The 13,118-nt window shown below is 56.7% G+C and carries 15 protein-coding genes and 1 tRNA gene; all 16 read left to right on the top strand.

Annotated features, from left to right (window positions below):
• Nucleotides 1-78 precede the first annotated feature (78 nt).
• The 16 genes from LJU29_RS08285 (at nucleotide 79) to LJU29_RS08360 (ending at nucleotide 12,916) form a co-directional block, all read left to right on the top strand.
• Nucleotides 79-423 (top strand): ribbon-helix-helix domain-containing protein, encoded by a 345-nt coding sequence (locus tag LJU29_RS08285; RefSeq protein WP_005746541.1) that lies wholly within the window; start codon nucleotides 79-81, stop codon nucleotides 421-423.
• A 280-nt stretch (nucleotides 424-703) separates the two neighbouring features.
• A complete protein-coding gene (aspS, locus tag LJU29_RS08290) occupies nucleotides 704-2,479 on the top strand; it encodes an aspartate--tRNA ligase (RefSeq protein ID WP_002554661.1) in 1,776 nt (591 codons plus the stop codon).
• Nucleotides 2,480-2,595: 116 nt separating this feature from the next.
• Nucleotides 2,596-3,342, top strand: a complete 747-nt coding sequence (locus LJU29_RS08295; protein WP_257112039.1) for a YebC/PmpR family DNA-binding transcriptional regulator — start codon at nucleotides 2,596-2,598, stop codon at nucleotides 3,340-3,342.
• 130 nt (nucleotides 3,343-3,472) lie between these two features.
• Nucleotides 3,473-3,997, top strand: a complete 525-nt coding sequence (gene ruvC / locus LJU29_RS08300) for a crossover junction endodeoxyribonuclease RuvC (protein WP_004657902.1) — start codon at nucleotides 3,473-3,475, stop codon at nucleotides 3,995-3,997.
• An 87-nt stretch (nucleotides 3,998-4,084) separates the two neighbouring features.
• A complete protein-coding gene (gene ruvA, locus LJU29_RS08305) occupies nucleotides 4,085-4,693 on the top strand; it encodes a Holliday junction branch migration protein RuvA (RefSeq protein ID WP_004657901.1) in 609 nt (202 codons plus the stop codon).
• Entirely contained in the window at nucleotides 4,694-5,755 is a 1,062-nt protein-coding gene (gene ruvB, locus LJU29_RS08310) for a Holliday junction branch migration DNA helicase RuvB (RefSeq protein ID WP_002554657.1), read from the top strand.
• 134 nt (nucleotides 5,756-5,889) lie between these two features.
• Entirely contained in the window at nucleotides 5,890-6,357 is a 468-nt protein-coding gene (ybgC, locus tag LJU29_RS08315; RefSeq protein ID WP_257112041.1) for a tol-pal system-associated acyl-CoA thioesterase, read from the top strand.
• Nucleotides 6,347-7,042, top strand: a complete 696-nt coding sequence (tolQ, locus tag LJU29_RS08320; protein WP_257112043.1) for a protein TolQ — start codon at nucleotides 6,347-6,349, stop codon at nucleotides 7,040-7,042. Before ybgC ends, tolQ begins: the two co-directional genes overlap by 11 nt.
• A 14-nt stretch (nucleotides 7,043-7,056) precedes the next feature.
• A complete protein-coding gene (gene tolR / locus LJU29_RS08325; protein ID WP_002554654.1) occupies nucleotides 7,057-7,521 on the top strand; it encodes a protein TolR in 465 nt (154 codons plus the stop codon).
• Nucleotides 7,521-8,591 (top strand): cell envelope integrity protein TolA, encoded by a 1,071-nt coding sequence (tolA, locus tag LJU29_RS08330; protein ID WP_005759624.1) that lies wholly within the window; start codon nucleotides 7,521-7,523, stop codon nucleotides 8,589-8,591. The genes tolR and tolA overlap by 1 nt, the downstream gene beginning before the upstream one ends.
• 47 nt (nucleotides 8,592-8,638) lie before the next feature.
• Nucleotides 8,639-9,889 carry a Tol-Pal system beta propeller repeat protein TolB gene (gene tolB, locus LJU29_RS08335; RefSeq protein ID WP_216597196.1) on the top strand — a complete coding sequence of 417 codons (1,251 nt, stop codon included), beginning with the start codon at nucleotides 8,639-8,641 and terminating at the stop codon, nucleotides 9,887-9,889.
• A gap of 52 nt (nucleotides 9,890-9,941) precedes the next feature.
• The gene (pal, locus tag LJU29_RS08340; RefSeq protein ID WP_002554651.1) at nucleotides 9,942-10,442 is read left to right on the top strand and encodes a peptidoglycan-associated lipoprotein Pal; all 501 of its coding nucleotides are present in this window, start codon (nucleotides 9,942-9,944) and stop codon (nucleotides 10,440-10,442) included.
• Nucleotides 10,443-10,448: 6 nt separating this feature from the next.
• A complete protein-coding gene (gene ybgF / locus LJU29_RS08345; RefSeq protein WP_054991767.1) occupies nucleotides 10,449-11,267 on the top strand; it encodes a tol-pal system protein YbgF in 819 nt (272 codons plus the stop codon).
• A gap of 171 nt (nucleotides 11,268-11,438) precedes the next feature.
• Entirely contained in the window at nucleotides 11,439-12,086 is a 648-nt protein-coding gene (queE, locus tag LJU29_RS08350; protein ID WP_002554649.1) for a 7-carboxy-7-deazaguanine synthase QueE, read from the top strand.
• A gap of 1 nt (nucleotide 12,087) precedes the next feature.
• On the top strand, nucleotides 12,088-12,777 hold the full coding sequence (gene queC / locus LJU29_RS08355; protein ID WP_002554648.1) for a 7-cyano-7-deazaguanine synthase QueC: 690 nt from the start codon (nucleotides 12,088-12,090) through the stop codon (nucleotides 12,775-12,777).
• A gap of 63 nt (nucleotides 12,778-12,840) precedes the next feature.
• Nucleotides 12,841-12,916 (top strand) — tRNA-Lys (locus LJU29_RS08360).
• The last annotated feature ends 202 nt before the right edge of the window (nucleotides 12,917-13,118 follow it).

Genomic DNA, 13,118 nt, shown 5'->3' on the forward strand with positions numbered 1-13,118 from the left:
GTTTTATACATCAGGGTATTTATTTGTTTTTGAATATTTCTTTTAATGTTTAAAGTTTATGATTCGAAGGTGATCGTTATGATGTTACGAAGTGCTGAGCGAGAGCTTAAGTTTTTACATCGGGAGGTGGAAATACGCCATGACCCCTTTGTCGAAGATTTCAACATGACCCTGGCGCAGCCTCATTCCAAATCCGTTCGGCTAAATGGTCTGGCCACCTGCCTGCGCCTGGAGAACGTGTATTGGAACATTCTGTCAGGCATTGCAAGTTCCAATGAGTGTTCTGTTAATGCGGTATTGTCCTACATTGATCGAGAGGTTCACTTACGTCATGGAGGTGTAAAAAACTTCAGCGGTCTGATTCGCGTTGTCTGTGTTGCGCATCTGTTGAAGGATGCTCACGTGGAAAATACCCACGTTTAGAGTGGTCTTCACCCTCATTCCTGCAGGCCCGCTTCAGCGTGCCTGCGTTTCCCTCTTAGCGCGACCGAGCCGGGGGCGGTCACGAACTTATCCGGCCGTGATAGGTTCGTTCGGCTGCACGGTGCCAATTAACTCTATATAATCCTCCGTCTTGCTAGCGGGCGTGACTCTGCGTGGGCCAGGGCTGGCTTTAGTCTTGTGCCGGTGCCGTGTACCACTGAGCGCAAGCCAGGAGCGAAAGCGCCACCGAATTCGAATTACGAGAAGTGAAAACACCATCATGATGCGCAGCCATTATTGCGGCCAACTGAACGAGAGTCTGGAAGGCCAGGAAATTACCCTTTGCGGATGGGTCCACCGTCGTCGTGACCACGGAGGCGTTATCTTCCTCGATATCCGCGACCGTGAAGGCATGGCTCAAGTCGTGTTCGACCCTGATCGTGCCGACAGCTTCGCCGCCGCTGACCGCGTGCGCAGCGAGTACGTGGTCAAGGTCGTGGGCAAGGTTCGTGCTCGTCCGGCAGGTGCCGTGAACGCGAATATGGCGTCGGGTGCCATCGAGGTTCTGGGTTACGAACTCGAAGTGCTGAACGAGTCCGAGACTCCGCCATTCCCACTGAATGAATATTCCGACGTCGGCGAGGAAACACGCCTGCGTTATCGCTTTATCGACCTGCGCCGTCCGGAAATGGCCGAGAAGCTGCGTCTGCGTTCGCGCATCACCACCAGCATCCGCCGCTATCTGGATGACAACGGCTTTCTCGACGTCGAGACGCCGATCCTGACCCGCGCCACGCCGGAAGGTGCTCGCGACTATCTGGTTCCAAGTCGCACACACCCGGGCAGCTTTTTCGCCCTGCCGCAATCGCCTCAGTTGTTCAAGCAATTGCTGATGGTGGCTGGCTTTGACCGCTACTATCAGATCGCCAAGTGCTTCCGCGACGAAGACCTGCGTGCCGACCGTCAGCCGGAATTCACCCAGATCGACATCGAGACCAGTTTCCTCAATGAAGAGGACATTATCGGTCTGACCGAGAAGATGGTTCGTCAGCTGTTCAAGGAAGTTCTGGACCTGGAGTTCGGTGATTTCCCGCACATGACCTTCGAAGAGGCCATGCGCCGCTACGGCTCCGACAAGCCGGACCTGCGTAACCCGCTGGAACTGGTGGATGTTGCCGATCAGCTCACCGGTGTCGAGTTCAAGGTGTTCAGCGGTCCGGCCAACGACCCCAAAGGGCGTGTTGCCGCACTGCGTGTGCCGGGCGCTGCCAGCATGGCGCGCAGCCAGATCGACGACTACACCAAATTCGTCAGCATCTATGGTGCCAAAGGCCTGGCCTACATCAAGGTCAACGAACGCGCGAAGGGGCCGGAAGGCTTGCAGTCGCCGATCGTCAAGTTCATCCCGGAAGACAACCTGAACGTCATCCTTGATCGCGTGGGTGCGGTCGATGGCGACATCGTCTTCTTCGGTGCGGACAAGTTCAAGATCGTCAGCGAAGCCCTTGGTGCGCTGCGCATCAAGATCGGTAACGACCTCAAGCTGCATACGTGCGAGTGGGCACCGATGTGGGTCGTCGACTTCCCGATGTTCGAAGAAAACGACGACGGCAGCTTCACCGCGTTGCACCACCCCTTCACGGCACCCAAGTGCACGCCTGAAGAGCTGGAAGCCAACCCGGCGACGGCGCTGTCGCGTGCCTACGACATGGTGCTCAACGGTACCGAGCTGGGCGGCGGTTCGATTCGTATCCACCGCAAGGAAATGCAACAGGCGGTCTTCCGTCTGCTGGGTATCGCCGAAGACGAGCAGCAGGAGAAGTTCGGCTTCCTGCTCGATGCCTTGAAATACGGCGCACCGCCGCACGGTGGTCTGGCGTTTGGTCTGGACCGTCTGGTGATGCTGATGACCGGCGCGCAATCGATTCGTGAAGTGATTGCGTTCCCGAAAACCCAGAGCGCCGCCGACGTCATGACCCAGGCGCCTGGCGTTGTCGATGCCAAAGCGTTGCGTGAGCTGCATATCCGTCTGCGCGAGCAGCCGAAGGCTGAGTGATGCCGGGCAGGGCGTATCGTCGATACGCCCTGTATCTGCCCTTATTGAGTGAAGCTTTTTGCCCGGTTGTTCAGGGCGAAAGGTGAAGGTGTTTCAAAAAGAATCTGGAGCGAAAAATGGCAGGTCATTCTAAGTGGGCGAACATCAAGCACCGCAAAGAGCGTCAGGATGCCAAGAAAGGCAAGATTTTCACCAAGTGGATTCGTGAGCTGACCGTTGCTGCGCGTCAGGGCGGCGGCGATCCTAGTTCCAACCCGCGTCTGCGTTTGGCACTGGACAAGGCGCTTGGTGCAAACATGACCCGTGACACCATTGATCGTGCGGTCGCGCGAGGCGTGGGCGCGTCCGACGGTGATGATGTCGAGGAGCTGGGTTACGAGGGCTACGGCCCGGGCGGTGTGGCAATCATGGTCGAAACCATGACTGACAACCGTAATCGTACCGCCGCTGCCGTTCGCCATGCGTTCACCAAGTGTGGCGGCAACCTCGGTACTGATGGCTCTGTGGCTTACCTGTTCGATCGCAAGGGTCAGATTTCCTTTGCTGCCGGCGTCGATGAGGATTCCCTGATCGAGGCTGCCATGGAAGCTGACGCCGATGATGTCGTGACCAACGACGATGGCTCGATCGATGTGTTTACGTCGTTCTCCGGGTTCTATGCCGTGCGTAACGCTCTTGAGGCCGCAGGTTTCAAGGCTTACGACGCAGAAATCGTCATGTTGCCGACAACCAGTGCAGTGCTTGATCTGGAGGCCGCCGAGAAGGTCCTCAAGCTGATCGACATGCTTGAAGACCTGGATGACGTGCAGAACGTCTATTCAAACGCGGAAATTCCGGACGACGTGATGGAGCAACTGGGCTGATCGCCGACAGGTAACACCGAGTCAGAAGCCGGGGGAGCGAAGCTGTGAGCATCACGCAGCTATCGGCCTCCGGCTTCTGCCTTTATGCTGCACCTATTGTTTTGCGTCACCTTCTCAAGCTGCAGGCGTTATGACTCTTATTCTTGGTATCGACCCCGGTTCGCGAATTACCGGCTATGGCGTGGTACGTGACACCGGGCGCGGTTGTGTCTACGTCGCTTCCGGGTGCATTCGTACCGGCAGTGGTGAATTGCACGAACGTTTGCAGATCGTTTATCGCGGGGTGCGTGAGGTCATAAAGACCTACGGGCCGGTGACGATGGGCATCGAAAAGGTTTTCATGGCGCGCAACGCCGATTCAGCCCTGAAGCTGGGGCAGGCCAGGGGCGCGGCCATCGTGGCGGGTGCCGAGGAGGCGCTGGAAATTGCCGAGTACACTGCCACTCAGGTCAAGCAGGCAGTAGCAGGGACTGGCGGTGCCAATAAAGAGCAGGTGATGATGATGGTCATGCATTTGCTCAAACTGACCCAGAAGCCTCAGATTGACGCGTCCGATGCCCTGGCTATCGCGCTGTGTCATGCGCACACGCGCTCCAGCCTGATTCCTCACGGGTTGAGCACCGCGCGAAGTCGCGGCGGCCGTTTGCGCCTGTGACTGCATCATGAGCACCTGTGTCTTTATGATGACTGTGTTCAATTTCTTCTTCGCGCAAGCGACAGGCAACACGAAAGGATCTGAAACGTGATTGGACGTTTACGCGGCTCTCTCGCCGAAAAACAGCCTCCGCATCTGGTGTTGGATGTCAATGGTGTCGGCTATGAGCTGGAAGTGCCGATGACGACGCTGTATCGGCTGCCGCATGTCGGCGAGACAGTGACATTGCACACCCATCTGGTGGTCCGCGAGGACGCGCATCTGCTGTATGGCTTCTATGAAAAACGCGAGCGCGAGCTGTTTCGTGAATTGATCCGACTGAACGGGGTCGGCCCCAAGCTGGCGCTGGCGTTGATGTCCGGCCTGGAAGTTGATGAGCTGGTGCGTTGCGTTCAGGCGCAGGACACATCGGCGCTGACTCGTATTCCCGGTGTAGGCAAGAAAACCGCCGAGCGTCTGCTGGTCGAGCTCAAGGATCGGTTCAAGGCCTGGGAATCCTTGCCAGGCACCTTTACGCTGGTTTCCAATGGTCCGAATCAGGCCGAGCCTGTGGCATCGGCCGAATCCGATGCAGTCAGCGCGCTGATTTCACTGGGTTACAAACCGCAGGAGGCGAGCAAGGCTGTCTCCGCCATCAAGGAAAAAGATTTGAGCAGTGCGGATCTGATTCGCCGTGCGTTGAAGGGGATGGGTTAAGTGATAGACGCCGACCGTCTGATAACCGCCGCTGGCGGCCGTGATCGTGATGAGCAGATGGACCGTGCGATTCGGCCACTGAGCCTCGCGGACTACATCGGTCAGCCGACCGTACGCGAGCAGATGGAGCTTTTCATCCAGGCTGCACGTGGCCGCAATGAGGCGCTGGATCACACGTTGATCTTTGGGCCGCCCGGTCTGGGCAAGACCACGCTGGCCAATATCATCGCCCAGGAAATGGGTGTGTCGATCAAGAGTACTTCAGGGCCGGTGCTCGAGCGGCCTGGTGATCTGGCCGCAATTCTGACCAACCTTGAGCCCAACGATGTGTTGTTTATTGATGAGATCCATCGTTTGTCGCCGATTGTCGAAGAAGTGCTGTATCCGGCAATGGAAGACTTCCAGCTCGACATAATGATCGGTGAAGGCCCCGCCGCACGTTCTATCAAACTTGATCTGCCACCGTTCACGCTGGTCGGTGCGACTACCCGAGCGGGCATGCTGACCAATCCATTACGCGATCGTTTCGGGATCGTTCAGCGGCTCGAGTTTTATAATATTGCCGACCTGTCGACGATCGTGTCTCGCTCGGCGGGCATTCTGGGACTGGTCATCGAGCCGCAAGGCGCTTTCGAGATCGCCAGGCGCGCCCGTGGTACGCCCCGGATCGCCAACCGTTTGTTGCGTCGGGTACGGGATTTCGCCGAGGTGCGCGGCAATGGGCAGATCACCCGGCAGACCGCCGACAAGGCCCTGAACCTGCTGGACGTCGACGAGCATGGCTTCGATCATCAGGACCGGCGTCTGCTGCTGACCATGATCGAGAAGTTCGATGGCGGGCCTGTCGGTGTCGACAGCCTGGCGGCGGCCATCAGCGAGGAGCGTCACACAATTGAGGACGTGCTCGAGCCCTATTTGATCCAGCAAGGCTATATCATGCGCACGCCGCGTGGACGTGTGGTCACCCGTCATGCGTACCTGCATTTCGGGCTGAATATTCCCTCCAGGATGGGGGAGATGCCGGTGGCGGACGATGTGGTCGATGATCCGGCGGATTTATAGCAATGCTTTGCAATTTATTTGCGGTCGGCGTGGTCACATTGCCAGTCCTGCCGCCGATACCTGTAACTAAGTGGCAAAAGGTTGAAAAACAGTTGCCTGACCCGATTGGCAACCTGAGGAGTAAGCTCTAGAGTATGTGCGCGCAAAACGGGGTTCAGTCGTTCGCACATCGCTGTCGCGTTTATTACGAGGACACCGATGCCGGCGGCATCGTCTACTACGTCAATTATCTGAAATTCATGGAGCGGGCTCGTACCGAGCGGCTACGGGAATTGGGCTTTGTCCAATCCGAACTGGCGCAGGAAAACCTTTTATTTGTCGTGCACTCCAGTGAGGCTCGTTATCACAAGCCGGCGCGGCTGGATGACGAGTTGCTCGTCAGTGCGGAAGTAACCGAATTGAATCGCGTCAGCCTGCGCTTTAAACAGCAGATCAGGCGGGCGTCGGATGCAACGCTGCTCTGTGAAGGGCAGTTCCTGGTGGCGTGTGTACGCGCCGATAGTTTTAAACCCCGGGCCATTCCCGAAGCTCTGCGAGCGGCCTTTGCCGACCAGGGCGGCGCGGGCATACATTCAGAGCAGGAGATAAAGCGTGGAAGCTAACGTCGTCGACCATTCCTCCATGTGGAGTTTGGTCAGCAATGCCAGCATTGTTGTTCAGTCGGTAATGCTGATTCTGGTAGCTGCTTCGGTCACTTCGTGGATCGTGATTTTTCAGCGCAGCAACATGCTGCGCGCAGGCCGACGTGCACTGGACAGCTTTGAAGAGCGTTTCTGGTCGGGTATCGATCTGTCCAAACTGTACCGTCAGGCGGGCAGCAATCCCGATCCGGACTCGGGCGTCGAGCAGATCTTCCGTGCCGGTTTCAAGGAGTTCTCGCGCCTGCGTCAGCAGTCCGGCGTCGATCCTGATGCGGTCATGGAAGGTGTGGCGCGCGCTATGCGTGTTGCCATCTCCCGCGAGGAAGAGAAACTCGAAGCGGGTCTGCCATATCTGGCGACCGTGGGTTCTACCAGCCCTTATGTCGGTCTGTTCGGTACTGTCTGGGGGATCATGAACTCCTTCCGTGGTCTGGCGACGGCGCAGCAGGCAACGCTGGCGACCGTGGCACCGGGCATTGCCGAAGCACTGATTGCAACGGCCATCGGCCTGTTTGCAGCCATTCCGGCCGTTATTGCCTATAACCGTTTCGCCGCGCGCAGTGAGACCTTGATCAGCCGTTACTACACGTTCGCTGACGAGTTCCAGGCCATCCTGCACCGTAAAGTGCACACCAGCGAAGAGTGAGCAGGTAATTCCCCATGGCTTTAATCGCTCGAGATCGTCGCAGAAAACGCAAGCCGGTCGCCGAAATGAACGTAGTGCCCTACATCGACGTGATGCTGGTGTTGCTCGTGATTTTCATGGTGACGGCTCCCATGATCAACCAGGGCGTGAAAGTCGACTTGCCCAAGGTCTCCAGCGAGGCTTTGCCGCAAGACAACAACAATCAGGTCCTGACCATTTCGATCAAGGCTGACAAGACCTATTACTGGAACCTTGGCAGCGAAGTCGATACCGACAAACAGATGGACAAGGCAATGACCCTGCCGCAACTGACTGCCGCAGTGACCAAGATCGTCGCTGCCGGTCGTGACGCAGGCAAGCAGACGCAGGTTTTCATTCGTGGTGACAAGACCGTCGATTACGGCTCGGTCATGGGCACGATGGGCGGGCTGCAGAAGGCTGGGGTCGGGAATGTTGGCTTGATTACCGAGGCACCCTGATGCAGCCGATTCGAGAGCCGTCCGCCTCGGAAAGCTACTTCTGGCCCAGTGTCTGGGCCGTGGCATTGCATATTCTGATCTTTGGCATGCTGTTCGTCAGCTTTGCCATGACTCCGGATTTGCCCGAAGCCAAGCCTATCGTTCAGGCAACGCTCTATCAGCTCAAGTCCAAGAGCCAGGCCACTACCCAGACCAACCAGAAGATTGCCGGTGAGGCGAAGAAAACCGCTGCGCGACAAACTGAAGTCGAACAGCTGGAGCAGAAAAAGATCGAGCAGCTCAAACAGGAAGCTGTAAAAGCTGCGGAACAAAAGAAAGAAGAGGCTGCTCAAAAAGCCGAAGAGCAGAAAGCTGCCGACGAAGCCAAAAAGGCCGAACAGAAAGCAGAGGAGGCCAAAAAGGCTGACGATGCCAAGAAAGCCGATGAAGCCAAGAAGGTTGCCGACGCCAAAAAGCTTGAAGAGAAGCAGCAGGCTGATATAGCCAAGAAAAAGGCCGAAGAAGAGGCGAAGAAAAAAGCCGAAGAAGACGCCAAGAAAGCTGCTGCCGAGGAAGCCAAGAAACAGGCTGCTGATGAGGCCAAGAAAAAGGCCGCAGAAGACGCCAAGAAAAAGGCTGCCGAGGACGCGAAGAAAAAAGCTGCTGCAGATTCCGCCAAGAAGGCGCAGGAAGCAGCTCGCAAATCCGCTGAAGACAAGAAGGCGCAGGCACTGGCCGATTTGCTGTCCGATAAACCGGAACGGCAACAGGCTTTGGCTGACGAGCGGGGCGATGAAACGGCTGGCAGTTTCGATGACCTGATTCGTGTCAGGGCTTCCGAAGGCTGGAGTCGTCCACCATCGGCACGTAACAACATGTCGGTAACGTTGCAGATCGGCATGTTGCCGGACGGTACGATTGCTTCAGTATCGATTGCCAAGTCCAGTGGTGACGGGCCGTTCGACAGCTCTGCGGTTGCTGCGGTGAAGAACATTGGACGTTTGACAGAAATGCAGGGTCTGAAGCCGGCTGACTTCGCTCCCTATCGTTCATTCAAGATGACATTCACACCTGGAGATCTAGCCTTGTGATCAACCTTTTTCGAGGACTGCTGGTCGTTCTCTGTTTCGCATCCGCAATGGTGTCGGCAGAAGAAAAGAACATTCTGGTCACCAGCGGCAGTGACCGTGCAGCACCGATTGCTGTTGTGCCATTCGGATGGCAGGGCGGTAACGTACTGCCGGAAGACATGGCGGAAATCGTCAGCAACGATCTGCGCAATTCCGGCTACTACGCGCCGATCCCGAAGCAGAACATGATCAGCTTGCCGACCCAGGCCAGCGAAGTCATTTTCCGTGACTGGAAAGCGCTGGGTGCCCAGTACGTCATGGTTGGCAACATCACGCCTGCCGGCGGACGTCTGCAGATCCAGTACGCGCTGTTCAACGTAGCCACCGAGCAGCAGGTTTTGACCGGTAACGTGTCAGGCACCAATGACCAGCTTCGGGACATGGCGCATTACATTGCCGACCAGTCGTTCGAGAAGCTCACCGGCATCAAGGGTGCGTTTTCTACCCGCATGCTTTACGTGACGGCCGAACGTTTCTCCGAGAACAACACGCGTTACACCCTGCAGCGTTCGGATTACGACGGTGCTCGCGCAGTAACCCTGCTGCAATCGCGTGAGCCAATCCTGTCGCCACGGTTCGCGCCGGACGGCAAGCGTATTGCCTATGTATCGTTCGAACAGAAGCGCCCGCGCATTTTCGTTCAACACATCGATACCGGTCGCCGTGAGCAGATCACCAATTTTGAAGGCCTGAATGGCGCGCCTGCATGGTCGCCGGATGGCAGCAAGCTGGCATTCGTTCTGTCCAAGGACGGTAATCCGGAGATCTACGTAATCAATCTGGCCTCGCGCCAATTGAGCCGCGTCACCAACGATTCTTCGATTGATACTGAACCTTTCTTCGGAAAGGACGGGTCTACGCTATACTTCACGTCGGACCGTGGCGGCAAGCCACAGATCTACAAGACAAACATTAATGGCGGCGGTGCCGAACGTGTAACGTTCGTGGGTAACTACAACGCCAACCCGAAATTGTCAGCGGATGAAAAGACGCTGGTAATGATTCACCGGCAGGACGGCTTCACTAATTTCAAGGTGGCAGTGCAGGATTTGGCCCGCGGTAGCGTAAAAATTCTCACAGATAGCAACCTTGATGAGTCGCCTACTGTTGCGCCCAACGGCACCATGGTAATCTACGCCACCCGCCAGCAGGGCCGGGGAGTCTTGATGCTCGTGTCCATTAATGGACGCGTAAGGCTCCCGCTTCCTACCGCTCAAGGCGAAGTCAGAGAACCTTCCTGGTCCCCTTACCTGAACTGACGCGGCGCTACACGATTTGCTTAACACACTGGGGTTCATTAGGAGTTTCAAGATGGAAATGCTGAAGTTTGGTAAATTTGCTGCGCTGGCTCTGGCCATGGCTGTAGCTGTAGGTTGCTCTTCCAAAGGCGGCGACAATGCCGGTGCAGGCGGTGCTGTTGACCCTAACGCTGGTTACGGCGCCAACACTGGTGCAGTTGACGGCTCCCTGAGCGAAGAAGCTGCTCTGCGCGCAATCACTACCTTCTACTTCGAATACGACAGTTCGGACCTGAAGCCAGAAGCCATGCGCTCCCTGGACGTGCACGCAAAAGACCTGAAAGCTAACGGCGCTCGCGTTGTTCTGGAAGGCAACACCGACGAACGTGGTACTCGCGAGTACAACATGGCACTGGGCGAGCGTCGTGCGAAAGCCGTCCAACGCTACCTGGTTCTGCAAGGTGTTTCGCCAGCTCAGCTGGAACTGGTTTCCTACGGCGAAGAGCGTCCAGTTGCTACCGGCAACGACGAGCAGTCCTGGGCTCAAAACCGTCGCGTCGAACTGCGTAAGTAATTTGACATGCGAACGTGCCGACGTGCTCTAACCGTTTTGGCCCTCGCCCTTCCGCTTTCAGCGTTGGGTGCGGCACCTGTGGTCGATAACAATTCTGGCTCTGGCAGTAGCAGTTATCCGCCAGCGGGTTATGGCACGTCCGGCGCCTATGCCGGGGGAGGGGTTACGGCCCCTGCCTCGGCACAAGGTCAGCTGTTCATGCAATTGCAGCAAATGCAGGACGAAATCGCGCGTTTGCGCGGTGTTGTCGAGGTGCAGCAGAATGATATCCAGCGCATGAAGCAGGAAGCTCTGGAGCGTTATCAGGAACTCGATCAACGCATAGCCAGTGGCGCAGCCGCTCCGGCTACCAATAATTCTCAACCTTCTGGTGGCGCTATCGATGCCAGTGGGACGCCTTCGGCCTCAGCGGCTCAGCAGGCACCGGCAGCAGGCACCGAGCCTCCTGACCCGGCGAAGGAAAAGCTTTATTACGAAGCGGCCTTCGATTTGATCAAGGCAAAGGATTTCGACAAGGCCAGTCAGGCCTTTACCGCTTTCCTGCGCAAGTACCCGAACAGCTCGTACGCGGGCAACGCCCAATACTGGCTGGGTGAAGTGAATCTGGCCAAAGGTGACCTTCAGGGTGCCGGTCAGGCGTTCGCCAAGGTCAGTCAGCAGTATCCGAAGCATGCTAAGGTGCCTGACTCGCTATACAAGCTGGCTGACGTCGAGCGTCGTCTCGGTCACACCGATAAGGTCAAAGGCATATTGCAGCAAGTAGTCGCTCAGTATCCGGGCACCTCAGCTGCACAATTGGCGCAACGAGATCTTCAGCGTCTTTGATGTTCTGACCCGCTGATCAAGAAAGCCGCGTTAGTCGCGGCTTTTTTCGTTAGAATCTCGCACCCGAAATTCCGGTACACCCTACGCTTTTCCGGATTCTGCGATTGCAGGGTCCTTTGAAGTGCCTGACGGAGGCGGACGGCCTGTTTAGCTGTTACGCCCGTGGCTGATATGCAAGACACATTACGCATCACCGAAATCTTTCACTCGTTGCAGGGTGAAACCCGTACGGCTGGTCTGCCTACCGTATTCGTCCGCCTGACCGGCTGCCCATTGCGCTGTCAGTATTGCGACAGTGCCTACGCATTCAGCGGTGGGACCATCCAGACGCTGGATGACATCGTTGGGCAAGTGGCGGCCTATCGTCCTCGCTATGTCTGTGTGACCGGCGGTGAGCCGCTCGCTCAGCCCAATGCCATTCCGTTGCTCAAGCGTCTTTGTGATGCTGGCTATGAGGTCTCACTGGAGACCAGCGGCGCGCTGGATATCTCGGCAGTCGATCCTCGTGTAAGTCGCGTTGTGGACCTCAAGACCCCTGGGTCAAAGGAAGTCTCGCGTAACCGTTACGAGAACATCGAGCTGCTGACGAGAAATGACCAGGTAAAATTCGTGATTTGCTCGCGCGAAGATTATGACTGGGCCGTCTCCAAGCTGATTCAGTACGGTCTTGAACGCCGTGCGGGCGAAGTCCTGTTCTCTGCCAGTCACCACGAGCTTAAAGGTCGTGATCTGGCGGACTGGATCGTTGCCGACAATCTGCCGGTACGGTTGCAGATGCAGTTGCATAAAATTCTTTGGGATGACGAGCCGGGGCGCTGACATGAGTGAATTGACCAATACCGAAAAAAGAGCCGTGATCCTGCTGTCCGGTGGGCTGGATTCTGCAACCGTCGTCGCCATGGCCCGCGCAGAAGGCTACGCCTGCTACACCATGAGCTTCGACTACGGCCAGCGTCATCGCGCCGAACTGGATGCCGCAGCGCGCGTTGCCCGCGATCTGGGTGCAGTCGAGCACAAGGTCATTGGCCTGAACCTCAACGGCATTGGCGGCTCGGCATTGACCGATAGCTCCATCGCCGTGCCGGAGTCGCCCTCTGAAGGCATTCCGATAACTTACGTACCGGCACGCAACACGGTGTTCCTGTCGCTGGCGCTGGGCTGGGCAGAGGTGCTGGGTGCACGGGATATCTTCATCGGCGTCAATGCCGTGGACTATTCAGGCTATCCCGACTGCCGTCCCGAGTTTGTCGAGTCGTTCGAGCGCATGGCCAATCTCGCGACCAAGGCTGGTGTGGAAGGGCAGGGGTTCACAATCAGAGCGCCGCTGCAGAACTTGAGCAAGTCGGACATCGTCAAGGCAGGCGCTGCTTTGGGGGTCGATTACTCACTGACGGTTTCCTGCTATCAGGCGGATGACCAGGGCCGAGCCTGTGGCAAATGCGACAGCTGTCGCCTGCGCGCCGAGGGCTTCACAGCCGCAGGCATGGCAGACCCGACACGTTATTTTTAAAGTTTTTTGAAAAAGGTGTTGAATTACTGATAAAAATCAGTAATATACGCGCCACACAACAGAGGGTCGTTAGCTCAGTTGGTAGAGCAGTTGGCTTTTAACCAATTGGTCGTAGGTTCGAATCCCACACGACCCACCATTTTGAAAATCTGGAAGGCCCATGAAAATGCGGATTTCCAGATTTTTTTTTGCATTGCAGATTGTGATGCCTGGATTGCTGCTTTGAGCGTCCTGTGCTCGATTGGTGCTGTGATCTGTAAAGCGGTTGGAAAGCCTTTCCAAGGCGTCCGCTCGACAATTTTGTTTCAATTCATCTGATCTCAGCCACACCCATCATTTTG

It is taken from the genome of Pseudomonas ficuserectae (assembly GCF_024584585.1).
Lineage (GTDB): Bacteria > Pseudomonadota > Gammaproteobacteria > Pseudomonadales > Pseudomonadaceae > Aquipseudomonas > Aquipseudomonas amygdali.